The sequence below is a fragment of the Streptomyces sp. NPDC018019 genome (assembly GCF_044327805.1).
Taxonomy (GTDB): Bacteria; Actinomycetota; Actinomycetes; order Streptomycetales; family Streptomycetaceae; genus Streptomyces.
In genome coordinates this window covers 114602-141119 of record NZ_JBIRGD010000011.1, presented here as the reverse complement: position 1 = coordinate 141119, position 26518 = coordinate 114602, and the positions used below count along the sequence as shown (strand labels likewise).

Annotated in this window: 23 protein-coding genes and 3 pseudogenes; 17 read left to right on the top strand and 9 right to left on the bottom strand. The window is 69.6% G+C overall.

Annotated features, from left to right (window positions below; all coding sequences use genetic code 11):
• The first annotated feature begins 118 nt into the window (after positions 1-118).
• The 7 genes from ACH4FX_RS20185 (at position 119) to ACH4FX_RS20155 (ending at position 6160) form a co-directional block, all read left to right on the top strand.
• Positions 119-1015 carry an SGNH/GDSL hydrolase family protein gene (locus ACH4FX_RS20185; RefSeq protein ID WP_398480760.1) on the top strand — a complete coding sequence of 299 codons (897 nt, stop codon included), beginning with the start codon at positions 119-121 and terminating at the stop codon, positions 1013-1015.
• A 171-nt stretch (positions 1016-1186) separates the two neighbouring features.
• Positions 1187-2461, top strand: a complete 1275-nt coding sequence (locus tag ACH4FX_RS20180; protein ID WP_398480758.1) for an acyltransferase family protein — start codon at positions 1187-1189, stop codon at positions 2459-2461.
• A 111-nt stretch (positions 2462-2572) separates the two neighbouring features.
• Positions 2573-3157: a TetR/AcrR family transcriptional regulator gene (locus ACH4FX_RS20175; protein ID WP_398480756.1), complete on the top strand. Its 585-nt coding sequence runs from the start codon at positions 2573-2575 to the stop codon at positions 3155-3157.
• Positions 3158-3235: 78 nt separating this feature from the next.
• Complete coding sequence (locus ACH4FX_RS20170; protein ID WP_398480754.1) at positions 3236-3934, top strand: nitroreductase; 699 nt, start codon at positions 3236-3238, stop codon at positions 3932-3934.
• Positions 3935-4088: 154 nt separating this feature from the next.
• Positions 4089-4544, top strand: a complete 456-nt coding sequence (locus ACH4FX_RS20165; RefSeq protein ID WP_398480752.1) for a GNAT family N-acetyltransferase — start codon at positions 4089-4091, stop codon at positions 4542-4544.
• A 228-nt stretch (positions 4545-4772) separates the two neighbouring features.
• A complete protein-coding gene (locus ACH4FX_RS20160) occupies positions 4773-5195 on the top strand; it encodes a hypothetical protein (protein WP_398480750.1) in 423 nt (140 codons plus the stop codon).
• A gap of 95 nt (positions 5196-5290) precedes the next feature.
• Positions 5291-6160: a hypothetical protein gene (locus tag ACH4FX_RS20155; protein ID WP_398480748.1), complete on the top strand. Its 870-nt coding sequence runs from the start codon at positions 5291-5293 to the stop codon at positions 6158-6160.
• Between the two features lie 200 nt (positions 6161-6360).
• On the opposite strand, the gene ACH4FX_RS20150 is transcribed toward ACH4FX_RS20155, so the two are convergent.
• From ACH4FX_RS20150 to ACH4FX_RS20140, 3 genes and pseudogenes are all read right to left on the bottom strand, one after another.
• Positions 6361-7230 carry a universal stress protein gene (locus ACH4FX_RS20150; RefSeq protein ID WP_398480746.1) on the bottom strand — a complete coding sequence of 290 codons (870 nt, stop codon included), beginning with the start codon at positions 7228-7230 and terminating at the stop codon, positions 6361-6363.
• A gap of 390 nt (positions 7231-7620) precedes the next feature.
• Positions 7621-7716 (bottom strand): annotated as a pseudogene (locus ACH4FX_RS20145) (IS5/IS1182 family transposase); the annotation flags it as partial.
• 94 nt (positions 7717-7810) lie between these two features.
• Entirely contained in the window at positions 7811-9334 is a 1524-nt protein-coding gene (locus ACH4FX_RS20140) for a hypothetical protein (protein WP_398480744.1), read from the bottom strand.
• A 384-nt stretch (positions 9335-9718) separates the two neighbouring features.
• Between ACH4FX_RS20140 and ACH4FX_RS20135 the strand changes: the two are divergent.
• The 4 genes and pseudogenes from ACH4FX_RS20135 to dctA form a co-directional block, all read left to right on the top strand.
• Positions 9719-9844, top strand: a pseudogene (locus ACH4FX_RS20135) (IS701 family transposase); the annotation flags it as partial.
• 58 nt (positions 9845-9902) lie between these two features.
• The gene (locus ACH4FX_RS20130) at positions 9903-10793 is read left to right on the top strand and encodes a LysR family transcriptional regulator (protein WP_398480742.1); all 891 of its coding nucleotides are present in this window, start codon (positions 9903-9905) and stop codon (positions 10791-10793) included.
• Between the two features lie 73 nt (positions 10794-10866).
• Positions 10867-11925, top strand: a complete 1059-nt coding sequence (locus ACH4FX_RS20125) for a tartrate dehydrogenase (RefSeq protein ID WP_398480740.1) — start codon at positions 10867-10869, stop codon at positions 11923-11925.
• A 77-nt stretch (positions 11926-12002) separates the two neighbouring features.
• A complete protein-coding gene (gene dctA / locus ACH4FX_RS20120; RefSeq protein ID WP_398480739.1) occupies positions 12003-13385 on the top strand; it encodes a C4-dicarboxylate transporter DctA in 1383 nt (460 codons plus the stop codon).
• A 35-nt stretch (positions 13386-13420) separates the two neighbouring features.
• On the opposite strand, the gene ACH4FX_RS20115 is transcribed toward dctA, so the two are convergent.
• Positions 13421-13564 (bottom strand): hypothetical protein, encoded by a 144-nt coding sequence (locus tag ACH4FX_RS20115; RefSeq protein ID WP_398480737.1) that lies wholly within the window; start codon positions 13562-13564, stop codon positions 13421-13423.
• A gap of 188 nt (positions 13565-13752) precedes the next feature.
• On the opposite strand from ACH4FX_RS20115, the gene ACH4FX_RS20110 reads away from it, so the two are divergent.
• From ACH4FX_RS20110 to ACH4FX_RS20095, 4 genes are all read left to right on the top strand, one after another.
• Positions 13753-15021, top strand: a complete 1269-nt coding sequence (locus ACH4FX_RS20110; protein WP_398480735.1) for a cytochrome P450 — start codon at positions 13753-13755, stop codon at positions 15019-15021.
• 768 nt (positions 15022-15789) lie between these two features.
• Entirely contained in the window at positions 15790-16347 is a 558-nt protein-coding gene (locus tag ACH4FX_RS20105; RefSeq protein ID WP_398480733.1) for a hypothetical protein, read from the top strand.
• Positions 16348-17158: 811 nt separating this feature from the next.
• Positions 17159-17890, top strand: a complete 732-nt coding sequence (locus tag ACH4FX_RS20100; protein WP_398480731.1) for a GNAT family N-acetyltransferase — start codon at positions 17159-17161, stop codon at positions 17888-17890.
• Between the two features lie 7 nt (positions 17891-17897).
• Positions 17898-20192 carry an Rv1355c family protein gene (locus tag ACH4FX_RS20095; protein WP_398480729.1) on the top strand — a complete coding sequence of 765 codons (2295 nt, stop codon included), beginning with the start codon at positions 17898-17900 and terminating at the stop codon, positions 20190-20192.
• Positions 20193-20299: 107 nt separating this feature from the next.
• On the opposite strand, the pseudogene ACH4FX_RS20090 reads toward ACH4FX_RS20095, so the two are convergent.
• The 5 genes and pseudogenes from ACH4FX_RS20090 to ACH4FX_RS20070 form a co-directional block, all read right to left on the bottom strand.
• Positions 20300-21053, bottom strand: a pseudogene (locus tag ACH4FX_RS20090) (dienelactone hydrolase family protein); the annotation flags it as partial.
• 193 nt (positions 21054-21246) lie between these two features.
• Positions 21247-21402, bottom strand: a complete 156-nt coding sequence (locus ACH4FX_RS20085) for a hypothetical protein (protein ID WP_398480727.1) — start codon at positions 21400-21402, stop codon at positions 21247-21249.
• Between the two features lie 945 nt (positions 21403-22347).
• The gene (locus tag ACH4FX_RS20080) at positions 22348-23073 is read right to left on the bottom strand and encodes a dienelactone hydrolase family protein (RefSeq protein WP_398480725.1); all 726 of its coding nucleotides are present in this window, start codon (positions 23071-23073) and stop codon (positions 22348-22350) included.
• 224 nt (positions 23074-23297) lie between these two features.
• Positions 23298-23555, bottom strand: a complete 258-nt coding sequence (locus tag ACH4FX_RS20075) for an ATP-dependent Clp protease proteolytic subunit (RefSeq protein WP_398480944.1) — start codon at positions 23553-23555, stop codon at positions 23298-23300.
• Positions 23556-23559: 4 nt separating this feature from the next.
• Positions 23560-24177: an ATP-dependent Clp protease proteolytic subunit gene (locus tag ACH4FX_RS20070; RefSeq protein ID WP_398480942.1), complete on the bottom strand. Its 618-nt coding sequence runs from the start codon at positions 24175-24177 to the stop codon at positions 23560-23562.
• Between the two features lie 948 nt (positions 24178-25125).
• Between ACH4FX_RS20070 and ACH4FX_RS20065 the strand changes: the two genes are divergently transcribed.
• Positions 25126-25254 (top strand): hypothetical protein, encoded by a 129-nt coding sequence (locus tag ACH4FX_RS20065; protein WP_398480723.1) that lies wholly within the window; start codon positions 25126-25128, stop codon positions 25252-25254.
• 151 nt (positions 25255-25405) lie between these two features.
• Positions 25406-26461, top strand: coding sequence for a methyltransferase (locus ACH4FX_RS20060; protein WP_398480721.1), 1056 nt, complete (start codon positions 25406-25408; stop codon positions 26459-26461).
• Positions 26462-26518 lie beyond the last annotated feature (57 nt).

Sequence of the window (26518 nt, the reverse complement as noted above, 5' to 3'; positions counted from 1 at the left end):
GGCTGCCGGGCCGGAATTCCGCCGTCCGGTGACCGTCGTATGACGGCGATTTCCGCGGTGTGTGAGCGGAAAATGACAGGCCCCCGCACGGGACGTGCACCGTGTTTACCTCGACACCATGCACAGCAAGCACATCGCGGACAGCCCGTCCTCCTCGCAGCAGTTCCCCGTCCCCGCCGGTCCGCGGCGCCGCTCCGGGCGGCGCCGGAATCCCGTCCTGGCCGCCGGAGCCCTCCTGATCACGGGCGTGTCCCTCGTCGCCCTCACCGGCTGCGGCAACTCGGCGTCCGGCAACGGCGACGACACCGCCGCCTCCGCCCCGCCCGCCGGAAAGAGCGGCGGAGCCAACGGCGGGAAGAAGCTCTCGAAGCTCCTCTGGATGGGCGACTCGATCGCCGAAGCGGAGGCCCCCGCGCTCGAAGCCGCCGTCAAGGCGAGCGGCGCGGAATTCAAGTCCATCGCCTCCGCGGGCGGCGGCACGGTCGTCAAGGGCGAGGGCCCCACCGGCACGTTCGCCGAGGACACCTACAAGGACCTGGCCAAGGCGGTCGAATCCTTCCACCCGGACGTCATCGCCTACCAGGTCACCACGTACGACTGGGGCACCGCCGCCCAGCAGAGCAGCTCGTACGAGCACCTCTCCGAGGTCGCGAAGAACGCGGGTGCCGAACTCGTCATCGTCTCCGCGCCGCCCTTCAAGGCCGACGACTTCTACAAGGGTCACGAGGCCGCCATCAAGTCCGCCCCGAAGGCCGCCAAGGAGGCCGCGGACAAGAAGCCGGGCCAGGTCCGCTTCTTCGACGCCTCCGAACTGTGGGGCACCGACCGCGCCGCGGCCAAGGCCCGGCGCAGCCAGGACGGCATCCACAACTGCCAGCAGGGCGCGGCGGCGTTCGCCGACTGGTTCGGGGGCCGGCTGAGCCGGCACTACTCCTTCACCCCCGCGGCTCCGGAGAAGTGGGCCAAGGGCTCCTGGACCGGCTCCAAGGTCTACGGCCAGCTCAAGTGCGGCTGACGCCCGTACGCCGCCGCCCGGGCGCCGAGTCCGTACGCACGGCGGCGCACCGGAAGCGACGGCCGCGGGCCAGTCACGTCGCCCGCTGACGCGTCGGGGCGCGGTTTCGAAGTCCGGAGCCGCGCCCCGACGGCTGCCTTCCCCACCTCCCGCTGCCCCGAGGACCCGTACATGCCGACCTCCACAACTGCACCGTCGCCCCACCGCTCCGGCCACCACCGCCGCCCGCGCGCCACCGCCCGGCACATCGCACCCCTGGACGGCCTGCGCGGTCTCGCCGTCCTCGGCGTCCTGTTCTTCCACGCCGGGCACTTCGGCGGCGGCTTTCTCGGCGTCGACCTGTTCTTCGTCCTGTCCGGCTTCCTGATCACCGGCCTGCTGCTCAAGGAAGCCGCGGACCACCAAGGCGGCATCGGCCTCGCCGCGTTCTGGGAACGCCGGGCGCGCCGTCTGCTGCCCGCGCTGACGGTCATGATCGTCGTGACGCTGCTCCTCGTCTGGGCCGCCGGGCCGCCATACCTGCTCGGCTTCGCCCTGGAGGACGGCCCGTGGGCCGCGCTCCAGGCGACGAACTGGCACTTCATCAGCGAGCAGGTCGGCTACTGGAACGACGCCGATACCCGCGTCTTCAGCCACCTGTGGAGCATCGGCGTCGAGTGGCAGTTCTACGTGGTCTGGCCGGTGGTGGTCGCCCTCCTCGCCAGGGGACGGGCCACGCGTCGCCTCGTACCCGTGTTCGCTGCTGCTGGTGCGGTCATCTCCCTGACGGCCATGGTCGCCCTGGCGCACGGACCGGACACCACGCGCGTGTACGAGGGCACCGACACCCGCGCCTTCTCGCTGCTGCTGGGCGCCTTGATGGCCACCGCCCCGGTCCGCCGCCTGCTGGCCAAGGTGCCCAGTCGTCTGGCCGGCGGCCTCTGCGCTCTGCTGGTGTGTGGCCTCGGGACGTACTGGTTCCTCACCGACGGACCGAATTCACCCTTCCTCTTCCGCGGCGGCCTCTTCCTCCACTCCCTCGCCGCGGTCCTTCTCATCGCTCTGCTCGCGCACGCGCCGGCCGGCCTTGCAGGCCGTCTCCTGGGTAGTCGGCCCCTGCGTTCGCTGGGCGGCGTCTCCTACAGCCTCTACCTCTGGCACTGGCCGGTCTATCTGCTGCTCACCGAGGAAGTCCTGGGATTCGGCGGCTGGGCTCGCACGGCTGTCATCGTCCTCGTCTCCCTCGCGGCCGGATTCCTGTCCAAGGTCCTCGTGGAAGACCCCATACGTTTCAAGGCCGGCTGGGCCCGGGGCCGTACGGGTACGGTCTGCCTCGCCGCCGCACTGGCAGCCGTAGCCGGTGCGTGCCTTCTCGTTCCCGCGCCGAACCCGGGCGCGAATTCCGTGGACCTCACCCAACTGACGGCCGCAACTTCCTCGGGCCCGCCGCCTGGCACACAGGTTTGACGCTCCGCGTACCGATCGGTACTGTCATCTGCGTACCGATCGGTACGCAGGTGTGGGCCGCCTCCGTTCCGCGCATCGGCGGCAACACGGCGACCATTTCGAGGAGATCCGATGGCAGACGGGCGACCGCAACACTCACCGGCCGGGCAGCGCGTGTGGGAAACCGCGTGCGACCTCTTCTACCGGGAGGGAATCCGCTCGGCGGGCGTGGCCGAGATCGCGGAACGCTCGGGTGTCGGAAAGCCCAGCATCTACCGCAACTTCGAGTCCAAGGACGGCCTGGCGCTGGCCTATGTGAAAGCGAAGGCGGTCCCTCCCCGCGTCTGGCTGGAAACCGCACGCGCTGCCTGCCCGGACGACCCGCTGGGGCAGCTCCGGCACGTCATCGCCGACATCGCGGAGCAGATCAGCGCACCCGGATACCGGGGATGCGCCTTGGTGAACGCGTCCGTCGAATTCCCCGACCGCAACCACCCGGTGCGCGTGGCCGTCGACGAACTGAAGGCCGAGTACCTGGACTTGCTGGCAGAGCTGGTCTCGCAGCTCCCCGTACGCGACCACCGCACCCTGGCCTACATGCTGCAAATGCTGGTGGAAGGCGCCAGCGTCACCACTCAGATCTACGAGGCGGAGAAGTCCGCGACCGCGCTGAAAGAGGCGGCGGACCGCCTCATCGAGTCCTACATGGAGCGATAGACACGACGGCCGTCCGGACACGCGTCACCATCACCGGACCGCGTGTCCGCACTCAACCCTTTCTGAATCGAGACATTCATGTCCGCATCCGCAACCGCCACCGCTCAACTCCCCGAATACGCCGAGCAGCTGATACGCAGCCGCCGCGCGACCCGCGCATTCCGGCCGGACCCCGTACCGGAGGACACCCTCCGTGCCGTCTTCACCCTGGCCGGCGCAGCCCCCTCCAACTCCAACACCCAGCCCTGGCACGTGGAAGTGGTCAGCGGCGAAGCCAGGAACCGCCTCGGCAAAGACCTGGTCGCCGCGCACATGGACCAGCGCATGTCGCTGGACTTCCCGTACCGGAACGACCTTTACACCGGTACGTACGAGCAGCGGCGCCGCGCGGCGGGAGCGGCGATGTACGGTGCGCTGGGCATCGGCCGCGACGACCACGAACGGCGTGAGGCGTTCAACGCCGAAAGCCTGAATTTCTACGGCGCACCACACGTCGCGCTGCTGTTCCTGCCGCCGAACGCGGAAGAACGCATGGCCGCCGACGTCGGCATGTACGCCCAGACGCTCCTGCTCGCCATGGCGGCGCACGGCATCGCCAGCTGCCCCCAAGGACTCCTGAGCTTCTACGCCGACACCATCCGCGAATCGCTGGGCCTCAACAGCGACAGGAAAATCCTGTTCGGCGTCTCCTTCGGCTACGCGGACACCTCGGCCCCCATCAACAACATCACCGTCCCACGCGCCGAACTGCACGAGACGACACGCTTCCACTCTTGAGCGCAGAGGTCATATCGCGTAGCTCTCCCGGAGTGGCTTCCACGATCACCGGTTCGGCCGGGTCCGGTGCGCGACCGTATGGGCCCGGGACGGCGACTCTTCGGCGGCCCGATGGTAGTAGTGGGTGACGGCCAGCCATTCGAGGAGCGCCGACGTGAATTCATCCCTGCACCTGGCGCAGATCACGCCCGATAACGTCGATGCGGTGTGCCGCCTGCGCGTACGGCCCGACCAGGAGCGTTTCGTCGATCCGGTCGTCGTCTCCCTCGCCGAGGCGTACGCGCACGGGGAGTCCGCCTGGCCTCGGGTGATCTGCGACGGGGAACAGATGGTCGGGTTCGTCATGGCCGGCTTCGATCCGGTGCATCCCGTGGAGCCGTACCGGAGTTACCTGTGGCGGCTCAACATCGCCGCGGAGCGGCAAGGGCAGGGGTACGGCAGCTTCGCGGTGGAAGCGGTGTGCGCCGAGGCCCGGCGGCGCGGCGAACGCAAGCTGTGGGTCTCCTGGGTGCCGGGCGACGGCGGGCCGGAACCCTTCTACGTGCGGCTCGGCTTCCGCGTCACCGGCGAGGTGGTCGACGGCGAGATCGTGGCCGAACGCGAGCTGTAGCTCGCTCCGCCCTGCAACCGTCCCGCCCCCGGGTCATACCTGCGCGGTAGCGCGTGCAGCGGCGGTAGTACGGCGCCGTTCGAGTACCGCGGAAGTTTCGTCGCGGATTTCAACCCCGTACGGGATGCACGGTTTGCGGCCCGCTCGTAACTTCTTCGACGGAAGAACGGGCCGAGCGGCCCGGCCGACGATCCCAGCGGTCGACGGGGGAGCGAAGGGAAGTCATCGATGAAACAGCAGTTGGCGATCGGTCTCGGTGGCGCGGTGGTACTGATGGCCGGAGCGTTCAGCTTCGCGCCGGCGGCGGGCGCCAGTGCGGCCACGTCGGACCGCGCGCAGACGACGGCCGCCGCGGCGGCCGCGTGTCCCGCTCCGCTGCACGCCTACCAGTACAAGAACTACACCGGTGGCTACAAGAAGTTCTGCAAGTCCGACATGAAGCTGTCGGACAACCGGTTCAACAACGGCGGCAAGGTCAACGACCACATCCGTTCGGTCAAGAACCTGACGCGCGGCTGTTACTGGACGCTGTGGACGAATTACTACAACCGCGGCGCCCACCGGACCTTCAAGCCGTGGTCGTGGGACAACGACCTCGCCGGCAGCCGCGTCGGCTACAAGACCAGTTCGCTCTACAAGTCGTGCGTCTGATCGCGTGAACCGGCCGGGGCACCCCGTATCGCCTGCGGTACGGGGTGCCCTGCCACGTCAGGAGCTGATGCATGATGCGTTCCCGTCCGGTATGCGTGTCCGTACTCGCCGCGACGCTCGCGCTGACCACCGGCTGCTCCCATGACAGCTCGGACGACAGTGGCCGCAGAACACACACCGCGTCCCGCCCGTCGGTGCCGGCGCCGACTCAGGAGGTCAGGGATCTCGTCCTGCCCCTCGATCAGTACGCCCTGGACTCACCGCAGGTGGCACGCATCGCCGCGGCGCAGGACCGGCTGATCGCGGCATGCATGGCACGTCAGGGCCTGGACTGGAAACTGCTGCCCGAACGCAGCACCGGACTGTGGCCACACCGCGGAAGGTACGGTCTCATCGAGCCGGAGCCGGCCGAGCGCTACGGCTATCACGCGCTGCCCGATCCGGAATCCGAGACCAAGGAAGCCCGGATCGCCGAGCGCGAAAAAGAGCTGACCGCCGAGCAGCGTGCGGCGGCGTACGGCAAGGACGGCACGTCGGGGTGTGAGCAGCAGGCAGAACGGGAATTGCTGCGCGGCGTGCCGAAGGTGGACTTCGGGGTGGTCGACCGGGTTTCGCAGGCTGCCTACGAAAAATCCCAGCGCGACCCGGCCGTGCGGAAGGCGTTCGCACGCTGGAGTTCCTGTATGCGGGCGAAAGGCTTCTCCTACGCGGACCCGATGGCCGCCAACAACGATCCCGCGTGGAATGCGGACGCGAAAACCCCCACACGGGCGGAGATCGCCACAGCGCGAGCAGACGTCACGTGCAAGCGCCGCACGTCACTGGTCAGCGTCTGGTGGAAGGCCGACATCGCGTACCAGAAGCGGGCGATCAAGGAACGCGCCGGCCAGTTCGGCAAGATCCGCGCGGCACGCACCCGCTACCTGGCAAACGTGGAAGCACACGCGGCACACGGAGCTCCGTAGCGCGGCCTGCCGCGGCAACGCAGTGCCCTGTCCGTCACCGGGCCGGCACGCCAAGGGCCTGCCAGGCATTCATCAGGGCCACTGGTCCCGAGCCCGCCCTCCGGGGTTCCGCCGGTCGCGGCAGCCGGTACCGGGTGGCAAGAGAGCCGGCAACCCCGCTCGAAGCGGTGGTGGCCGGCTCTCGTCGTGCCGTTCCCGGGTTACGGGTGGGGTACCACGGCCACCGGGCACGGCGCGTGGTGCAGTGCCGCGTGCGCGACCGCGCCGATCTTCCGCAGGTCGTGGCGGCCCGGACTGCGACGCCCCACCACCAGGAGCCGGGCCCGTGCGCAGCCGGCCAGCAGGACCTGCCCCGCGCCGCCCATCTCGACGTGTTCGACGACCTCCACCTGCGGGAAGCGTTCCCGCCACGGCCGTACGGCGTCGGCCAGCCGCTTGCGCTCCAGCGGCTCCAGGCCACCGGCGTCGTCGGCCGCGCGCATGGCTTCGCCGCCCCACACCAGGACGGGCGGGATGTTCCAGGCCCGTACCGCCCGCAGGCTCGTCCCCTGGGCCGCGGCCACTGCGAAGGCGAACTCCAGCACCGAGTCGCTCTCCCGCACGTCCTGGACGCCCACCACCACCTCGTCCCGCGGCTGCTCCGCTTCGTCGCGGCGGGGGCTGCGGACGAGGACGACAGGGGAGGTGGCCTGCCGCAGCACGTGCAGTCCCACGGAGCCGAGCAGGTAGCCGACCAGCGTGCTGTGGCCGCGCGAGCCCAGGACGAGCAGCTCTGCCGCGGCGGCCTCGGCAAGCAAGGCCGGTACGGCCTCGGCTTGAAGGATCTCCGTGGTGACGGGCAGGTCGGGGAAGTCCTTGGCCACCCGGGCCGCGGCGTCCTGCAGCACTTCCCCGGCCCAGCGGCGCTGCACCTCTTCGTCCGCCGCGGCCGAGACCTCCAAGGGGTGCCATATCCAGGCGTGGACCAGCCGCAGGCGCGCTCCGCGGCGGGTGGCCTCGGCGGCGGCCCAGTCGGCGGCGGCGAGGCTGTGGTCGGTTCCGTCCAGTCCGACGGTGACGGTGGCGGACATGCGGGCCTCCTGAGGCAGGGACGGGAGTACGTCGTACCTCCACTCTCCGGGCACGGTGGCCACCGCGGGGACGGCCCCAAGGTCCCGCGCTCGGGGACCAACGGCCTTCCGGCGCCGGCGAGGTTCTTCTGCGTCCGGCTCGGCACCTCGTGGTCTTCTCCGCGGTTCAGCGGCCGTACCCGGCGCGGGTGCACGCGGCCCGCGCCCTTCCCGGGACGGTGCTCTCGCCTCCTGCCGGACTCACCAGCACACGACCGGGACACGGCGTCGGCCGCCTGCGGCTTTCCGGAAAAGGGGCGAGGCGTGGGTGGAGGCCGATGGGCGCGAAGCTGTGGGGCCCGCGAGGCGGACTGCCGACCAAAACCCGCACGTGGTGCGTCGTGGGCAGGATGGGACGTCGTGAGGCAGGCACCGCGAGGGCACGCCGGTGCGGCCCACATACAGGATCGCGCTCATCAGCGATGGCAGGTCGTGCCCAGGCGGGCGATCGTGTCAGGCAAGGAGAAGCAGACTACGACCGGCTCCTGCCCGTGCGGCCGTCGGTGGCCGTGCTGCCCGGTGTCGTCGGCGTACCGGAGGGTTATTGGCCGGTGGGGCGCTGTTCGATGGTGATGTCCACGCCGCGGGCGCTGTGGTGGTAGGCCGGGGTGAAGCCGGCGCGGGTGAGGGCCTGTTTCTGGGCTGCGGCGGTGCGGTCGGCGGCCTGGCGGGCGCCGGCCGACAGGTGGGTGCAGCTGACGTGCCAGACCCGGGAGGTGTGGCTCAGACGCTGCTGCAGAAGGGCCGGGTCGGCAGGCAGGTTGTCCAGGGCGCCGGATGCGGCGGCGGTCCGGACCCGGCCCACGTCGGGGCGGTTCGTGAAGGCCTCTTTGAAGGCGGTGGCGATCAGGCCGCACCGGGCGCCGTTGAAGAGGACGGCATCGCCGGGGGCGCTGCGGGTGCTCAGGGAACTGATCACGGCCTGGCTGTCCCACTGGCGGCTGTCCACCTGACGTATCGCCTGGTGGGACGCATAAATGGGCACGACCGCGAGGAGCGCGAGCAGCAGCTGCTGGTACGGAGGGATGACGGTGGCGGCCAGGGCGAGCAACAGGGCCAGGGCGGGCAGGCAGAACAGCAGGTAGCGGTAGGCGAAGAGGGGGTGGCCCAGGGAGACGGCCAGAAGGAGCAGCGGGGGCACGGCCAGCCAGGGCACGCCGACCGCCAGAGCCAGGGGCGGGGCTTTGTGCCGGCGCACGACGAGGAGGACCAGGGCGGCGACGGCGGTGAAGGTGAGCAGGAGTCTCAGTGCGACGGGCAGGGTGCCCTGGCCGGGGGTGAGGAGCCAGGTGAAGTAGGTGAAGGGGGTTCCGGCGGTGACCGGTGCGGCGTCGCCGACGGCGGAGCTCTGGGCGGCGGCGAGGATCAGCAGCGGGACGACGGCGGCCAGGCCCGCGGCCGAGGCCAGGAGCAGACGGACGACGACACGGCGGCCGGGGCGGCGCAGGACCACGGTGACCGCGTGGGCGGCCACCAGCAGCAGTCCGATGAGGTTGAACCAGCCCAGCAGGGCGATCAGCACGGCATAGGCGGCCAGCCACCGCCCCCGGGCGCGGCTGGACAGGATTTTCACCAGGACGCCGGTGGCCAGCACCGCCACCGCCATGACGAAAGCGAACGAGCGGGCCTCCTGCGCGTAGCGTGACGCGGTCGGCAGCACGGCGAGCACCAGCCCTGCGTACAGCCCCAGACGCCGGCCGCCGAGCAGCCGCCCCAGCCACACCAGACCGGCCGCCGCGACGGCCACCGCCACCGCGGACGGCACCCGTGCCGCGCCCCAGTAGAGCCCGCCGTTCTCCTGCCCGACCAGCCACATCAGCACGTAGTGCAGGCCGTGGACCGCATCGACCCGCCCCAGCAGCTCCATCATCTGCGGCCAGGACCGCCGCGCCACGTCCATGGTGACGATCTCGTCGGTCCATGGAGAGGGATCCCAGACCTTCCAGAGGCCGAGGACGAGGGCAACGACCGGCGGCACGAACCCGGCCCCGCGGCTCAGCAGAGCGCGGGCGGCGGAGGCGCCGGGTATGACCGGCAGGGCGGGCTGAGATGAGGTGGCCGTCACCGTGATGCTTCCTCGCTAGTACTTCGCGCACCGGACGGTGGCGGGACGAGGGCGGACCACATCGTGTGCGACGTCGAACAGAGCGCCCCCACGTCCCGCATAGTAGGCAAAATACTGACTTGATGTCCAAAAGAGCGCGGCTTGAGTACTCCCGCGAGATTTCACCATTGCCGCTGGTCAGAGGCGCCGTTTCGAGCCTGGCGAGCCGACGGACCGCCGAGGGCGGATGCGGCCGAAGCCGCGCGGAACGGCGGGCCGTTTCGTGCACGCTCGGGAGACGATGGCGGACTTCGTCACGGCACGTTGGAGTGCCGAGCTGGCGGATCTGTCCCTGCGGGTGAGCGGCGGGTTCGGCCGGGGCGAGGTACGGCGCCGGATGCGGGCGATCCCGATGAGCCCCGCGATGACCTGGGGCAATACGTGGCCGAGCGGCTCGGCTCCGCGGACGGTGTTCTGATCGTGGACGACACCGGATTCCTCAAGAAGGGCACCGTCTCCGGGCTGATCCAGGCTGATCCACACGACACGATCCGGACGGGTTGTCCGGACCCCGGGCGAGAATCGGCGGATGGACATCCGGCAGCTGGAGTACTTCCTCGCGATCGTCGACCACGACGGCTTCAACCGGGCCGCGTCGGCCCTGTACGTCTCCCAGCCGTCGCTGTCCCAGGCGGTGCGGGCGCTGGAGCGCGACCTGGGCAGCGAGCTCTTCCACCGGATCGGGCGGCGGGCGGTGCTCACCGAGGCGGGCCGGGCGCTGATCGAGCCGGCTCGCGCCGCGGTACGCAGTCTGGCGACCGCGCGGGCCGGTGTCGCCGCCGTGCACGAACTGCGTACGGGCCGGGTGGACGTGGCGGCGATGCCGTCGCAGGCGGTGGAGCCGCTGACCACGATGATCCGTGCTTTCAGCGGCCGCTACCCGGGGGTCTCGGTGGCCATCAAGGCGGCCTTCACCTCCCGTGACGTGGTCGACATGCTCCGCACGGGCACCGCCGAGCTCGGGCTGCTGGCCACGGCGGGGCCGCTGCCGGACCGGGAGGTGGCTTCCCACCCCGCCGGGGAGCAGCGCTTCGTGCTGGTGACGCCCGCTGACGGCCCGTTCGCCGGCCGGCGGAGCGTGGCGTGCGAGGAGCTGGCGGGGCAGCGGCTGATCGTCGGGCAGCGTGGCACGGGGATGCGCGGGTACGTCGACGGACTGCGCGAGCGTGGCATCGCGTTCACGATCGCGGCCGAGACCGAGCACCGGGTGGCCATTCTCCCCCTGGTGCTGGCCGGGGTGGGACTGGCGGTGGTGACGGAGTCGTGGCGTGCGGTGGCGGAGCGCGCCGGCGCCCGTGCGCTGGACATCGAGCCGAAGACCACGCTGAGCATCGGGCTGGTGAGCCGCCGCACCGGGCTGTCCCCTGCCGCGCGGGCCTTCCTCGCGGCGGCCTTGCCCGGGGCAGGAGCCGCTCACTGATAGGCCCTGCTTATAAGGCAGATCGCAACTGCGTCTTGGACCGGCCCGCGGGCCCGTTGCTGCAATCAAACGCATGACGAACCACCGCATCGCCCTGATCCCCGGTGACGGCATCGGCGCCGAAGTGCTGCCCCCGGCGCGGCAGGTCCTCGACGCCGTCGGCCGCCGCCACGGCTTCGCCTTCTCGTACACCTCGTACAACGACTGGTCCTGCGAGCGCTATCTGCGCGAGGGCGCGATGATGCCCCCGGACGGCCTGGAGCAGCTGCGCGACAAGGACGCCATCCTGCTCGGCGCGGTCGGCTTCCCCGGCGTGCCGGACCACGTGTCGCTGTGGGGACTGCTGATACCGATCCGCCGCCGCTTCCGCCAGTACGTCAACCTGCGCCCGATCCGCGTCTTCGACGGGCTCGACAGCCCGGTGCGGGGCGCAGTGGCAGGGGAGGTCGACTTCGTCGTCGTACGGGAGAACGCCGAGGGCGAGTACAGCGAGATCGGTGGGCGCCTGCACCGCGGCTTCCCGGAAGAGGCGGCCGTGCAGGAGTCGGTGTTCACCCGGGCGGGGGTCACGCGGGTGCTGGACTACGCCTTCGGGCTGGCCGCGGCCCGCGGCGGCAGGCTCACCTCGGCCACCAAGTCGAACGGCATCGTGCACACCATGCCGTTCTGGGACGAGCTGGTCGCCGAACGCGGCTCCGCGCACCCGCGGGTGGTCTGGGACCAGGAGCACATCGACGCGCTGGCGGCGAAGTTCGTGCTGGACCCGGCCCGGTTCGACGTGGTGGTCGCCTCCAACCTCTTCGGGGACATCCTCAGCGACCTGGCGGCGGCCGTGGCCGGTTCGATCGGCATCGCACCGGCCGCCAACCTCAATCCGGAACGCGACTTCCCCTCGATGTTCGAGCCGGTGCACGGTTCGGCACCGGACATCGCGGGCCGCGGCATCGCCAATCCGCTGGGGGCGATCTGGTCCGCCGCCATGCTGCTCGACCACCTCGGCCACCGTGCGGCGGCCAGGGACGTCACCGGTGCCATCGCGGCGGTCCTCGCCAAGTCGGACGTCCGCACGCCCGATCTGGGCGGCACCGCCACCACCGAGGAGTTCGCGGGCAAGCTCCTCGAACTCCTCTGAGCGGCCGCCCGCACCGCCTCGAACAGCCGTGGAGTCCCCGCCCGGCCGTGCCCCTCCCCCCGACGAGGAGAAACGCCATGGCACCACCCGCGCCCGCCGCCCCGGCCCCGGCCCCGCTCCGCGCCAGGCCCTGGTACCGGCAGCTCTACTTCTGGGTGCTGACCGCGATCGTCTCCGGCATCCTCACCGGCTGGCTGTGGCCGGCCGCGGGCGTCGCGCTGGAGCCGGTGGGCACCACGTTCGTGGCCGCCATCAAGATGCTCATCACGCCGATCGTCTTCCTGACCGTCGTGGCCGGCATCGGCAGCGTCGACAGCCTCGGCCGGGTCGGCCGCGTCGGCCTCAAGGCGCTCGCCTACTTCCAGGCGGGCACCCTGATCGCCCTGCTCCTGGGCCTGCTCGCCGTCAACGTCTTCCAGCCCGGCGCCGGGGTGCACGCCCACCCCGGAGACCTGCGGCTGGAAGGGGACGCCGCCCAGTACGTCAAGGAGGGGGCGGACCAGAGCTGGTGGCGCTTCCTCACCGACCTCGTGCCGACCAGCAGCGTCGGCGCCTTCGCCGAGGGCAACATCCTCCAAGTCATCTTCTTCTCGGTGCTGTTCGGCGTCGCCCTCAAGACCGTGGGGCCCGTCGGCGAGCCGATCGTCGACGGCGTGACCCGGCTGAGCGCCGTAATCTTCAAGATCCTGCACTACGTCATGCTGGCCGCGCCCGTCGGCGCGTTCGGCGCGATGGCGTACACCATCGGCAAGTACGGCGTCGCCACCCTCACCAGCCTCGGACAGCTCGTCGGCCTCTTCTACGGCACATCCCTGTTCTTCGTCGTCGTGATCCTCGGCGGCGTCACCGCGCTCCTCGGCGTCAACATCTTCCGGCTGCTGCGCCACCTGCGCGAAGAGTTCCTGCTCGTCCTGGGCACGTCGTCCTCCGAGAGCGCCCTGCCCCGGCTCATGAGCAAGCTCGAAGGACTCGGCGTCCGCCGCGACATCGTCGGCCTGACCGTACCGACGGGCTACTCCTTCAACCTCGACGGCAGCTCGATCTACCTCTCCCTGGCCGCCGTCTACATCGCCCAGGCCACCGACACCCCCCTCGGCATCGGCGGGCAACTCGGGCTGCTCGCCGTCATGCTCCTCACCTCGAAGGGGTCCGGCGGCATCACCGGCGCGGGCTTCATCGCACTGGCCGCCACCCTGTCCACGGTCGGCACCGTCCCCGCCGCCGGGATCATGCTCATCTTCGGTATCGACAAGTTCATGTCCGAGTGCCGCGCGCTGACCAACCTCGCCGGCAACACCGTCGCCACCCTCGTCGTCGCCCGCTGGGAAGGCGTCCTGGACACGGCCCGCGTCAACCGCGTCCTGCGCACGGAACGCCCCGAGCCGGACGTACCGGAAGGCCCCGAGACCCCGCGGAAGAGCGCCCCTTCGAACAGGCGCACCGACAGGCTGGCGCGCTAGACGAAGCTCAGGAGGCTGGTGCGCTGGTACTCCGGTCAGAAATCATCGGCCTGCTCCAGGATGCGGCGCATCCACCCGTAGGCACAGTCGCCGGTCACCCAAGCTACGGGCAGGGGCGAGGCCGGGTTTCGAAGAATCACCGCCCGGGCCGGCTCACCCTTGGTGCCGGTGTCATCCACGATCAACGCCCCATCCCGGCAACCGCGTTGCTCGTCAGGACCAGCTCATACAACGGTTCCTGACTGCAGTACCAGTAAGGGGAGTGAGTAGTTGTGCGGGTGGGGCGTGCGGGATTAGAGTCAACGGCCGTGCTCGGAGTGATCGGCGGGGGGCCGGTAACGCGGGCCTGAGGGAAGGGAATTCCGTCGTGACCGAGACCGAGATATCCGCCGCCGATCCCGCGATACCCGACAGAACCGACTCGTCCGACAGCCCCGACGGGATCGAGATACTCGCCTCGCTCAGCCCCGACTTCGTCGCCGACCCGTACACGGCCTTCGCGCGGCTGCGCGAGCGCGGTCCGGTGCACCAGGTAGTGACGCCCGACAGGGGGCTGGTGTGGCTCGTGGTCGGGTACGAGGCCGCGCGCGAAGCCTTCACCGCCCCGCAGCTCAGCCGGGACTGGCAGCGCGAGTGGCGGCAGCCCGGCTGGACCCCGCCGTACGCCCTGAACATGCTCGGCAACTCCAACATGCTGATGAGCGACCCGCCCCACCACACCCGGCTGCGGAAGCTGGTGGCGGGGGAGTTCACGGCCCGGCGGGTCGAGGGGATGCGGGGGCGCGTCCAGGAGATCACCGACGAGCTGCTGGACCGCATGACGGCGGACGGAGCGCGTCGCGCCGACCTCATCGAGGCGTTCGCCTCTCCGCTCCCCATGATCGTCATCGCCGAACTGCTCGGCGTCCCCGGCCTGGACCGCGCCTCCTTCCACGCCTGGTCCAACGAGACCCTCGCGCCCACCAGCCCCGAGGCGGAGAAGGAGGCGTACGAGCAGATCATGCCGTATCTCACAGGGCTCATCGCCGCCAAGCGCGAGAGCCCCGGGGAGGACCTGCTCAGCGCCCTCGTCCACACGGCCGACGAGGGCGGCGACCGGCTCACCGAGGAAGAGCTGGTCTCGTTGGCCTTCCTGCTGCTCGTCGCCGGGCACGAGACGACGGTCAACACGATCGGCAACGCGGTGCGCGCGCTCCTCGCGCACCCCGAGCAGCTGGCGGCCGTACGGGCCGATCCGGCGGGGCTGGCGGCAGGGTTGGTGGAGGAGACGCTGCGCTACGACGGGCCGGTGCCGACCACCACGCCGCGCATCGCCCTGGAGGAGACCGAGATCGGCGGCGTACGGGTGCCGCGCGGTGCCATCGTGCTGATCGCCATGGCCGGCGCGGACCACGACCCGGCGCGCTTCCCCGAGCCGGAACGCTTCGACGTACGGCGTCGCGAGGCCCGGAGCCATCTCTCCTTCGGACACGGGGTCCACTTCTGCCTGGGCGCCCCCCTCGCCCGCCTTGAGGGCGAGGTGGCGCTGCGCACGCTGCTGGAGCGCTGTCCGGACCTGACGGCGGACGGGGAGCCGGGGGAGTGGCTCCCGGGGATGCTGATCCGGGGGAGGCGGAGCCTGCCGGTGCGGTGGTGATACGCCCGCCGCGGGCGGGCTGACGGGCGGGTGAGCGGTCGCGGCACGCCGTTCGCGCAGGTCAGCGGGGACTGTCAGTGGCGGGGTCCACACTGTCCGCAGTGCTGTGACAGAGGCGTCACGCATCGGACAGGAGAGAGGCGATCGTCATGACCGCGACCCTGCTCCCGGCGAGCACCAGGAGCGGCTTTTCCTCGATCACCGGCGCGACGGGGCATGGGAGTTCGAGGAGCCGCACTTCCCCGACCAGGCGCGTGTACGCCGAGGCCGTCCACGCGCGGCACCCGGGCGGGCCCCGGCTGCTCGCCTCCGGGGACAGCGCGCACTGGGGCCCAGCGTCTTCCGCTGCGACGATCTCGGCGCCAGCCGGCAGGAGCCCGAGCGGCCCACCGTGCGCTTTCCGGAGGAGAGCGGGGCCTCGTTCAAGCGGGTGTGCCAGCTGATCCCAGCGCCCGCCGAGGGGTTGGGGGGGTATGCGGGGGCGGAGCTCGCCGCGCTGTTCCGTTCCGCGGACGGGGCGAGACCTGCGAGCTCGTACGCGGCCTGTGGGACCACCCGCACCCCCCCGGTGGGTGCCGAGCAGCGGCGGGCTCGGACCGCACACCCATCCTGCCCGCCCGCGAGAAGGCGGATGCGAGCGTGCTGACCTTCGCCAACTCGGCGGGCGGGCACATACCGTACGCACGACGCGGGCGCCGGCTGGCAAGCGTCCAACGAGGGCATCGAGGCGCGTTTCCTGCGGAGTCGTACCCGGAGTACGGGCAGAGCGTGCGCAAGATCGCGCGGGACGCGGACGATCCGCAGCGCTTCTATCTCCAGAACCACTGGGGCTACCGGAGCGACGACGGCGGCAGGAACTGGCAGGACATCGGCGCCGAACTGCCGTCCACCTTCAACTTCCCGGGCACCGCGCACCCCCGGCGCGGCTCGGTGGCGTACATCTTCCCGCTCAACGCGGACACAGCCCGCGTCCCCGCCGAGCCCCGCTCCCGGGTGACCTTCGAGCTGGCGCCGTACGGCGAGGGTGTCACCCGGCTCGCCCTCACCCACGATCGCTGTGGTGAGGGTGCGGACTGTCAGCAGGTTCTTCGTCCTGCTTGGACCGTGGCGATGGCGTCGGTGCTCTGGGGCGGGGCCGTGAATGGTCCGGACCTTGTGCCCCGTATTGCCATGCGTCCTGGAGAGATCGCTGTCGCGCCACGGAGGAGGCGAGGTCAGCACCGTCACCGCGCGACGCGATGGCGGCTCCTCCTCGGGTACGCGTCGGGTGGCATGCGGCTGCGCCCGGGACGGACCAGGGTGACGGGTGGCGCCATCGACTCTTGACGCTGAAATGACGCTCCGCTGCGCGGGTGTGGCAGGGTCGTCGGGGTTTGCGGTGTCAAGCGGTCCGTACCGTGCTGGATGCATGCCGGACGCCGACGAATCGCGCGGGCACCACGGGCGCGCGTTCCGTGCGTCGGGACGCTGCCCCGATCGATCTGGTCTCCAGTACACGTTCTTCACATGACTCGATGCCCGCCGTAAAAGCACCTCTCTGTTTTCCCGACGCTGTCGATTCCCGATGAGATGACGAGGCGGCTTGAAGTTGTTCCGTATGGACACATCGGAAACCCGGCATGCCGAGGTCACGCTGCGTCTTGCTGAGGGCCGGGGCCGCCATCGGGGACATGTAGGAGCCTGAAACGCCGCCGTGCGGGTTCTGCGCGCGGTCGTCCTGACTGAAGCCGATCGGATAACGCGAACGCTAAATCATTTGACACGAATCGGGGTACAGTGTAGTGGCCGTGATCACCCGCCCCGTGGCACAGGACGCACTCGTATGCAGCAGACATCGAGACAGCCTCCCGGAAAGGCGGATGTGATTTCGTAAACCACGTTCGTGGTGAAGAGATTGTGTAGTACTCGATCTGCGCCACATCCTGAGCGCTTGCTTCTCGATACTCGATGTGAAATTTCTGGATTCGTCACCTGACGGAAAAACCCAAAGACCGCCCCTTTTTCGGAACGTGCCTACCAAGCGGCGTGAGCGGCCATAAATGGCCGAAACGCGTATGGTTGGTCCGTGGATCCCCGTAGCTTTATGCGTCGTGCGCCGCCGCGCTTTGGACCAGACCGACACTGCGAGGTTCCACCGATGCACATTCGACTGCTCGACGCCCGGATCGACGACCCCGCTTATCACGGCTACCTCGACGCGCAGCAGCGCGCCTACTCCCGGCCCGGCTACGAGACGTTGACGAAATACGGAAGCACGGACCCGCGCACCACGCGCGACCCGTTGAAATATCTCGCTGCATTCGATGAACCGGGAAGCGGCGAGGGCGAAAGACTGGTCGGCGGAATCCGCATCCACCGAAAAATAGAGGGCCTTCTGCCGTCCGAGATTCACCTCAAGAGCCAGGAGTTCAACCAGGCCCTGGCGGACGAGCTGGCCTCCGGGGAGTCGGCGGCGGAGATCTGCGGCCTCTGGGTGGAGAGCGACTGGAAGGGCCGCCACCTCGGCGCCCTGCTGTGCGTCACCGCCGTCGTGGCGGCCCAGCGACTGGGGGCAACCGTGATCTGTGGCAGCTGTCCCCCCGAACGCATCAGGTTCTACGAACGGTGCGGTCTCCGTTTCAGGCGTGACCACCCACTGCCCGACCGGCCGTTTCCGGGCGTCACGGGGTACTACTCCATCAACCGGGCCGAGGCCATCCGCCATCGCGAGGAGCGGCTGACGGAAGCGACGACGCTGCTGGACCGCGCCTTGGACCGGGCCGCCTGCATACCCACCGACGTCGCCCGCGCCGCCGCCGAGCGGCTCGGCCTCGGGCTCTTCACCGCCCCGGCCGCTGCAGACAACCGCACGCTGAGCACCTCACGTTAGGCACGCGATGAACCTCGAAGCACATCTCGACGCCCTCGCCCAGCCTGCCGGCGGCGCGGCCCCATGGCGTCCAGAGCTGTACGCACCGGCCGACCCCGAGCAACGTCTTGCCCTGATGGAGCTCCTCGAACGCGGCGCCGTCGTCTCCGCGCACGACACGCTCGCCGAGCAGGTGGCAGAGCTCCTCACCACTCGGCGGCCCGGTTGGCGGCCGGACTCCGACGAGTTGGCTACGGCCGTCGCCGACCACCTCGACGGCGGACGCCCGGCGGAGTACGGCACCTGGGTGTGGTACCCCTGGTCGCGGCAGCTCGTCCACGTCCTGCCGCCGGCCGAGTACCGTGAGCTCCGCCAGTCCCGCAACCGCTACAAGATCACGGCGGAGGAGCAGAGCCTCCTGGCGCGGAAGACCGTGGCGGTGATCGGCCTCTCCGTGGGTGCCGCGAGTGCGGTCACCCTCGCCCAGGAAGGCGTGGGCAACCGCTTCCGGCTCGCCGACTTCGACCGCCTCTCCCTCTCGAACATCAACCGGCTCCGCGCTTCGCCCGCCGAGATCGGCCTGCCCAAAGTGGTCATCGCCGCACGGCAGATGTACGAGATCGACCCTTACCTCGACATCGCCGTCTGGCCGGAGGGGCTGACCGAGGAGAACACCGACACCTTCCTCGTCGGCAGCGGCCGCACCGACCTCCTCGTCGAGGAGTGCGACGACATGTACCTCAAGGTGCACGCCCGCGAACGCGCCCGTGCGCTCGGCATCCCCGTCCTGATGGAGGCCAACGAGCGCGGCATGCTGGACGTGGAGCGGTTCGATCGCGAACCGGACCGTCCTCTACTGCACGGCCTGCTGAACGGAGTCGCGGCCGCCGGCTTCAAAGCGATGTCGACCCGCGAGAAGCTCCCGTACCTCCTGCGCATCCTGGGCGAGGACGAGCTCTCCGAGCGCCTCGTACCCTCGCTCGTCGAGGTAGGCAAGACCATCTCCTCATGGCCCCAGCTCGCCTCGGGAGTCGCCCTGGGCGCCGCCCTGGTCACCGATACCGCGCGCCGCCTCCTCCTCGGCCGGTTCACCGCGTCAGGACGGTACTTCGTCGATCTGGACGAGCTGATCCGCGATGGTTCCCAGACCCTCGTGACGGCTCCCACGCCCGACCCCACCCCGAAGGAGACCCCGGCTCCTCTTCTCCTGCCCGATGCCGGCAGCGCCACCCTGGGCGAGGAAGGGATCCGCCGCCTGGTCGCCCACGGGATCCAGGCGCCGTCCGGCGGCAACAGCCAGCCCTGGCAATTCGTCGCCCGTGGCGAGGCAGTGGACTGCCGCATCGACCCCGCCCAGCCGGAAACCCTGCTCGACTTCGAAAGGTGCGCCACCCATCTGGCCATCGGCGCGGCGGTGGAGAACATCCACCTCGCGGCCCAGGCTTCGGGCTGGGCCTGCGATGCGCAGACCTTCCCCGCCCCGGCCGACTCCGACCTGGTCTGCCGGCTCACCTTCTCCAGGGCGGCGCACGCCCCGCGCCCGGCCCTGTTCGACTGGGTCGAGCACCGCACCACCAACCGCAACCCCGGCCCAGCCCGCCCGCTCGACGAGGCACACGCCGCCGCACTGACGGACTGCGCCGCCGAGAGCGGCGCCCGGCTCCACCTTGTCACCGACCGCGACCAGTTGGACGCGATGGGCCGCATCCTGGGCGCAGGCGACCGGCTGCGAATGCTCTCCTCGCAACTGCACCGGGAGATGATGAACGAACTGCGCTGGGACTCCGAGGATACGCGGCGCACGCGAGACGGCATCGACATCGCCACACTCGGGCTCGACGACGTCGACCTCGCGGGCGTCCGGCTGGCCCGGCACTGGTCCCACCTGGCCTTCATCCGCCGGATCGGCGGTGGTGAAGCTTTCGAGGAGGGCGCCGTCAAGGCCATAGCCGCCTCCTCGGCCATCGGCTGCCTGACCATACCGGGCACGGGCCCCCAGGCCTTCGTCGACGGCGGCCGTGCGTTGCAACGGCTCTGGCTCACCGCCACCTCCCTCGGCCTGGGGCTGCAGCCGCACACCTCACTGCTCTACCTGTTCGCCCGCGCAGAACGCGGCAACGACGCCGGGCTCGATGCCGCCGAGACCGACACCGTGCGCGCCCTGCGCACCAGGTTCACCGCCGTTGTCCCTGCCAAGCCGGACGAGTCCGAACTCATGCTGTTCCGGCTCTCCTACGCACCGTCCCCAGCCGTCCGCTCCTTGCGCCGCACCGTCGACTCGGTGCTCCGCTTCGCCGGGCCGCCTCCGCGCGACGGGGCGTGATCCCGAGCGCTTGACCGGGGCGGAACGGCCATACCGCCGACGGCGGTGCTTCGGCGCGCGAGGTGGCGCTGGGATTCACCCACGTCACCTCGCGCGACTACGGGTCCGAGCGTGCGGCCGAAGAGGTCCAGCAGTGCCGACCCAGTGCCGTGCGGCGGCATCCGGGTCATAGGCCGCGGTGTCGGCTTGTGTGTAGCCGTGGTGAGCGCCGGTGTAGACCTCGCAGACGTGCCGTACGCCGGCCTCGGTGAGGGCCTTTTCGAGGCGTTCGATCTGTTCGGGCGGCAGCGTCTGATCCTGGTCGGCGTGAGCGAAGTACAGCTCGGCTTCGATGCGGTGGGCGAGAAGGTGCGGGCTGTCGGACGCGGTGGTGGCCAGGTACGCACCGTGGAAGCCGGCCGCCGCGGCGACCCGGTTCGGATAACAGGCCGCGGTGTGCAGGGTCAGGCCGGCGCCCATGCAGTAGCCCGTGATGCCCACCGGCGCGTCCGTGACCGTGGGGGAGCCGGCCAGCCAGCGCAAGTAGGCATCGGCGTCGCGCATCGCCAGCTCGGTTGTGAGCGACTGCGCGACGAGCATGATCTGCTGGAAGTTCTCCGGGCGCTGCGTCGGGTCGATGAATTCGGGCAGGTCGAACACCGGTGCCGGCCCGTGCCGGTAGAAGACGTGGGGAAGCAGGACGGTGTAGTCGGCCGAGGCGAGCCGGTCGGCCATCTTCCTGAGGTGCGGACGCAGCCCCAAAGCATCCATGTAGAACAGCACCGCCGGGTGAGTGCCGGTGTCATCGGGGCGAACCAGGTAGGCGTCGGCAGTGCCGTCAGGTGTGGGTATCCCCACGGATGTGCCACGCACGGCGATCATCTGCAACACCCTCTGCTTTCTTAGCGTGAGTCGGTCGAGAACCCGAAGAAATCACGGGGGGGGGGGCGCGGTCGGGGCTTCGTGTTCCAGGAGTCGATCCCGTCGCGGATCTGCTCGACCGGAACGTGGACGCACCGGACGACTCGACCCGCGCCGCGCCGGAGCGGAGGCGGGATCGTGCAAGCGGCCGCGGTCAGCTCACCGGCCCCAACGCCCGTTCGATGAAGTCCGGATACGAAGGCGCGGGGCGGTCGCCGAACTGCGCGGTCCACCGCGCCTGGTCGTACTCGGCGCGGACCTGTGGCATGAACAGATTCAGCCCCCAGGTGTCGGCGACGATGTGATGCACCTTGTCCTGGGCATGGACGATGCCCTCGCGTTATCGGGGACCGCGACCTCGAACAGTCGGCGGCGGTCCACCTCGAAGGGGACGTCGAACGCCTCGTGCTCGGCCCATTGGCACGGAGTTCCGTACTCCGGGTCGATTCGGAATTTCGGGAAGGGGGAGTTCGCTAGCCCGTCCATGGCGACTGCAGATGGTTCGGCCATGGTGCCCCCTCGCGGGCCTCGGGTGTGCACCTGCGGCTGATTCGTCGTGGAGTCCGGCATCGGCCGGCGTTCTGGCGATCGATGGGTGCTCGGGGCGGCCGATGGGAGCAGGAGCAGCGGATCACCGCCCATAGTCGGGTCTCGCCTCGCTCCGTCTCGGACGTGGAGTACGTCCCTGTTCCGCGTTCAGCGGGCGGCGTTCATCTTCGCAGGCACGCGGCGCAGCGGCGATCTTGTCGAGCCCGGCGAGGTGTGGGCCGCCTCCGTGGCGTCCTCCTGGCAAGCGCCAGTCACGGCCCGGCGTCGCCGGCATCGGGTGAGCGACGTTTCCTCTCCGCCATCTCCTGCATCGTCAGAACCTCCCCTTGCACGAGGCAACATCACTCCCGGGGGCCACACAAGCCTTTTGAGGCCACCGCCCCCCTCATCGGTGGCGTGAATCGTGCGGTGTTCTCCTCCGCATTCCTTCACCTCTGGCCGCCTGATCGCTGAACGCGACCGGAAACGCGTTCGGCAACAAGGCTGAAATCCTTCCATTGGAGAAAGCGGCGGGCAGGTGGACCATGTTTCCGCCCCGGACAGGGAGGTCGAACGGCTACGTCTGCTCATAAAGAGGGCCCTGGCGGAACACAGGAGCAAACGCTCAGGCAGGTCTCCAAAGATGGGGAGAGGGAGAAGTTCTCCACCACTACCCCGGAGGCCGCAACCGGCCTGCGGTCCGGTACCTGCGCGGTTGCCGACCAGATCACTCCGTCATGGGCAGGCACTCGGCGAGGAGGCTGACGACGTCGCGCCAGGCTCGCTGCGCATGCTGCGGGTGGTAGCCGACGCCGGGGCGCACGGCATGCTCGACCGGCGGGTGGTGGAAGGCGTGCAAGGCGCCGCCGTAGACCACGAGACGCCAGTCCACGCCCGCGTCCTGCATTTCGGCAGTGAACGCCGCCCATTGCGCGGGCGGCATGATGGGATCTTCGGATCCGACCCCCGCCCACACCGGGCAGCGGATGCGTGCCGCCTCGCCGGGCCGGCCCGTGGTCAGTGCGTTGACCGTTCCGATGGCGCGCAGGTCGACACCGTCGCGGCCGAGTTCCAGCCCGATGGCGCCCCCGGTGCCGTAACCGACGGCGGCGATCCGGTCGGGGTCCGTTCTCGGCTCCGCGCGCAACACGTCGAGCGCCGCGTGGCCGATGTCCCGCATCCGGTCCGGGGCGGCGAGCAAGGGGGTCGTATGCGCCAGCATCTCCGCGGGATCGGTGAACCAGCGCCCTCCGTTGATGTCGAAGGCCAGCGCCACGTACCCCAGTTCAGCCAGGGCGTCGGCCCGGCGGCGCTGGAAATCGTTCAACCCCGCCCCCTCCGGGCCGATCAGGACCGCGGGCCGGCGGCCGACACCGGCGGGGAGCGCGAGATGCCCGCTTATCGTGAGGCCGTCGGCCGGGTATTCGACCGTGCGCGTGGTAACCACCGTCATGGGACTGGACTGTAGCGATCGTTGCCGGTGATCTCGTATAGCGGCGTGGCCGCGGTCCGGTCGTGCCGCGCCGAGTCAGCCGGGCGGCGGAGCCGAGCCGAGAGGCCGACGAGGTCCTGCCGCGCGATGCTCCCCGAGGTCGGGAGAGTCCGAGCACGGACGAGGGGCCGGGATGTGGTGTCCCGACCCCTCTCGCCGGAGTGCCACAAGGCAGCGTACGAGGATCAAGAAGCTCCGGGGACCGACCGAGGCGCAACTACGTGATCGATCAGTCCGTGCTCCTTGGCCCCCTGGGCAGTGAAGATCGTGTCCCGTTCCACGTCGGCAGAAACCTGCTCCAGGGTCTGCTGAGGGGGGTCCGCCAACACCTTCTCCATGAGTCGGTGCAGCTGTTCGATCTCCGCCGCCTGGATTTCCAGGTCGGATACCTGGCCCTGCTGAACGCGACACCTCCATACGAGTGGGCGTCGTGGTTCTACCACATATTCAACCGGCAGAACCGCCCGGGGAAGTGCTGGCACCCGGCGTACCTGTGGCGTTGGTCATGATGTGGTCGATGAGGCCGTACTCCTTGGCCTCGGCGGGCGTGAACCAGCGGTCCCGGTCCGAGTCCTGGGTGATGCGCTCGGGAGTCTGCCCCGAGTGACGGGCGATCAACTCGGCCATTTCCCGCTTCGTTTCCCGCAGCTGCTCGGCGTAGATCCGGATGTCGGTGGCGGAGCCCGCGAGTCCGGCCGAGGGCTGGTGCATGAGGATCCTGGTGTGCGGCAGCGCGAACCGCTTCCCTGGCGTGCCGGCCGTGAGCAGGAACTGCCCCATGGACGCGCAGAATCCCATGGCAATGGTGACGACATCATTGCGGATGTACTGCATGGTGTCGTAGACCGCCAGTCCGGCCATCACCGAACCGCCGGGGGAGTTGATGTAAAGGTAGATGTCCCGGTCCGGATCGGCGGCCAGCGTGAGCATCTGGGCCGTGATCTGGTTCGCGATTTCGTCGTCGACTTCCTTGCCCAGGAAAATGATGCGGTCACCGAGCAGGCGGTTGTAGATCTGGTCACCGAACGCGACTTCACCGTTGGGGCTGTAGGCAGACGGTGCCATCGACGCTGCCGCGTGGTGGAACTTCGCGTCACTCATGTCTTCCCCTGTTCTTGACCGAGCCCCCGGCACTCCGGGGAACTGCTTCGGGTGAGCGATGGTCGGTACTCGCCTCCCCAGTCTCGTTTGAAGCTAACACGTTCACACGCCACGGAACGTGACTCCGTCTGTCGTTCGCTGAGAGCGGATGCGCGGCTCAACGCCCGGCGCGGCGACCGGCGTTGCGCCGCGGTGGCGAGCAATCGACGCGCAGCATGGCAGTCTCGGACATGCGGCGACGCATTTCAGTCAGGCCCCCGGCGCTTTGCGTCCCCCCGAATGTCCGCAGGCCGGGGCTTTCAGGGTGCGTTGTCGGCGGATCGTTCGCTCGAATGGGGCGGGAATGACTCGTTCGCGTGTAAATGGTGACGTGGTGTCATTATTCGTCTCTCTATCCGACCTCCCCAGCCGAGGCAGGCCTGTTGGTACGCGCCGACGAATAGGCGCTCGTGAACAGCCGGTTGCTCCTGCACTGCTCCTGGGCGTACTCCTTCAACGACACCGGCGCGGGCGGAAGCGGATGCCGGGTGGTCATCGTCCATCCGGTTTTGTCGCGTCCCCCGAACCCCCGCCCCACAAGCACCGTTTCGGTGCACCGTCCTACTTCAGGCGGATGGTCCATTTTTCGGCCATTTAAAGGATGGAGGATTTTCAGCCGCGTGATCGAACGGGTGGCGGAACGGTTTCGGCGCCCCGGCGCGTCTCGCGCCGGTATCCGGAAGAGAGCGCCGCACGATTCGCGCCACCGTTGGGAGGGCGGTGACTTGAGAGGTCTTGTGTGAACTCTGAGCCTGGTGTTGCATCTTGCGGGGGAGGTGCTGACGATTCAGAAGACGGGGGAGAGGCGATACTGCCCGCCCGACGCGCGCGTCGATGGGCCGAGGGGCAGGGCTCGCCACGGAGGAGGCCGCCGTGCCGGCCCGGCATCTCTCCGAGGCCGGCGATGTCGTCGCCGCGCTGCGCATCGAGGAAGCCCAACGCCGTGCGCGCGCCCGCCGGGTGACGAACAAGACGCATCCCGTATCCAGGACGGTGCAGTGAGCGGGCCGGCCACGGACGGCGATCCGTAGCCGCTGTTTCTGCCGCCCACTTCGAGCCGCCGCCGAACCGCTGACCCGGACGATGTCGGACCGCACCACGACTCGACCGAGGACGCCCGCCCGAGGCCTGCGATTTCGTGAAGGGAAACACCATGACTGAACCGTCGGCGACCGCGTTGGACGAGCTCTGGAAGCTGGTCTACACCAGCTTCCGATTCCCGTTCATGCATGCCGCTCAACGGCTGGATCTGTTCACCCTGCTCAAGGACCGGCCAGGCAGCACGCTTGAGGAAATCACCGACGCGTTGGGGCTGGAAGAGCGCGCGGGACACGTGCTGCTGCTGGGGTGTTGCGCGTACGAACTGGTCCGCAAGGAGGGCGACGGCTACCACAACACCGCCGCGACCGACCTCCTGGCTGGTGACCAGGACGCCTTCATGCCGGTCATCGTCCGCTACACCCATCAGATGCTCTACCGGCCGGTCGGCTGGCTCTACGAGTCGCTGGTGCAGAACGAGAACCTGGGAATGGGACGGGAGTTGCTCGCGGGATCGTCGGCGACGACGCTCTACGAGCTCCTCGCCGAGGACAAGGACCTCGAAAAGGTCTTCACCGCGATGATGGAACACCAGAGTCGTTCGGTGGTCGAGGACCTCGTCAACGCCGTTGACTTCTCGTCGTACCACCGCGTACTGGACGTCGGAGGGGGGACCGGAACCAACGCCATCAGCTTCGCCGAACGATGGCCGCATCTTCAGGCGACCATCCTCGAACTGCCCAACGTGGCGAAGATGGCGAACGACCGGATCGCCGAGGCCGGCCTGTCCGAACGGGTCAGCGCGATCGGAACCGACATCATGCAGGAAGAGTTCCCCACGTCGTCCCACGACTGCGTCCTGTACTCCCGGTTCCTCGAAATCTGGTCCCCGGAGCAGGTCCAGGACCTTTTCGCGAAGACCTACCGCGCGTTGGAGCCGGGCGGCCACATGGTGATCGTCGCCTGTGCCCAGGACGACGACGAGACGGGCCCCGCCCACGCCGCGTTCATGGCGGCGTACGTCCAAACGGTCGCATCGCCCGAGGGCCGCATCTACACGGCGCGGGAGTTCGAGCAGTGGTACACCGAAGCGGGTTTCGAGACGATCGACCGTCAGTACCCTGGACGGTTCGACGTCATCCTTCGCGCCCGCAAGCCCGAGGCCGTCTGAGCTGAACCAGCTCATCCGAAAGGGGAGTTGACCGGAGGCATACCGCTCGGACCGGCT

Bases quoted from the DNA above. Each gene is read 5' to 3' on its own strand.
- ACH4FX_RS20185 (WP_398480760.1), top strand. From the start codon at position 119: ATGCACAGCAAGCACATCGCGGACAGCCCGTCCTCCTCGCAGCAGTTC.
- ACH4FX_RS20180 (WP_398480758.1), top strand. From the start codon at position 1,187: ATGCCGACCTCCACAACTGCACCGTCGCCCCACCGCTCCGGCCACCAC.
- ACH4FX_RS20175 (WP_398480756.1), top strand. From the start codon at position 2,573: ATGGCAGACGGGCGACCGCAACACTCACCGGCCGGGCAGCGCGTGTGG.
- ACH4FX_RS20170 (WP_398480754.1), top strand. From the start codon at position 3,236: ATGTCCGCATCCGCAACCGCCACCGCTCAACTCCCCGAATACGCCGAG.
- ACH4FX_RS20160 (WP_398480750.1), top strand. From the start codon at position 4,773: ATGAAACAGCAGTTGGCGATCGGTCTCGGTGGCGCGGTGGTACTGATG.
- ACH4FX_RS20150 (WP_398480746.1), bottom strand. From the start codon at position 7,230: ATGTCCGCCACCGTCACCGTCGGACTGGACGGAACCGACCACAGCCTC.
- ACH4FX_RS20130 (WP_398480742.1), top strand. From the start codon at position 9,903: ATGGACATCCGGCAGCTGGAGTACTTCCTCGCGATCGTCGACCACGAC.
- ACH4FX_RS20125 (WP_398480740.1), top strand. From the start codon at position 10,867: ATGACGAACCACCGCATCGCCCTGATCCCCGGTGACGGCATCGGCGCC.
- dctA (WP_398480739.1), top strand. From the start codon at position 12,003: ATGGCACCACCCGCGCCCGCCGCCCCGGCCCCGGCCCCGCTCCGCGCC.
- ACH4FX_RS20100 (WP_398480731.1), top strand. From the start codon at position 17,159: ATGCACATTCGACTGCTCGACGCCCGGATCGACGACCCCGCTTATCAC.
- ACH4FX_RS20095 (WP_398480729.1), top strand. From the start codon at position 17,898: ATGAACCTCGAAGCACATCTCGACGCCCTCGCCCAGCCTGCCGGCGGC.
- ACH4FX_RS20080 (WP_398480725.1), bottom strand. From the start codon at position 23,073: ATGACGGTGGTTACCACGCGCACGGTCGAATACCCGGCCGACGGCCTC.
- ACH4FX_RS20070 (WP_398480942.1), bottom strand. From the start codon at position 24,177: ATGGCACCGTCTGCCTACAGCCCCAACGGTGAAGTCGCGTTCGGTGAC.
- ACH4FX_RS20060 (WP_398480721.1), top strand. From the start codon at position 25,406: ATGACTGAACCGTCGGCGACCGCGTTGGACGAGCTCTGGAAGCTGGTC.